Source organism: Paraclostridium benzoelyticum (assembly GCF_001006285.1).
Classification (GTDB): domain Bacteria; phylum Bacillota; class Clostridia; order Peptostreptococcales; family Peptostreptococcaceae; genus Paraclostridium; species Paraclostridium benzoelyticum.
In genome coordinates, this window is record NZ_LBBT01000026.1 from 1 (window position 1) to 257 (window position 257).

1 protein-coding gene is annotated in these 257 nt (G+C 42.0%); it reads left to right on the forward strand.

Features of this window, described 5'->3' with window-relative positions; translation table 11 throughout:
- On the forward strand, positions 1-220 hold a 220-nt coding region (locus VN21_RS18970), incomplete at its 5' end, for a reverse transcriptase domain-containing protein (protein ID WP_046821721.1).
- Between the last annotated feature and the right edge of the window lie 37 nt (positions 221-257).

Sequence of the window (257 nt, forward strand, 5' to 3'; positions counted from 1 at the left end):
TTGGATGAAGAAAGAAGATGAGCCCAAGACAAGCTTCATAACCCCTAGTGGTACATACTGCTACCTTCGGATGCCTGAGGGGCTCAAGAATGATGGAGGAAGCTTCAGTAGAATGACAGCCAAAGTCCTTCACTCTCAGATAGGCAGAAATGTGTTAACATATGTTGATGATATCATAGTAAAAAGCACAAAGCAAGAAAATCACATTGCTGATCTGTAGGAAACATTTGCTAACTTTAGGCAAGCTGGCCTGAAGT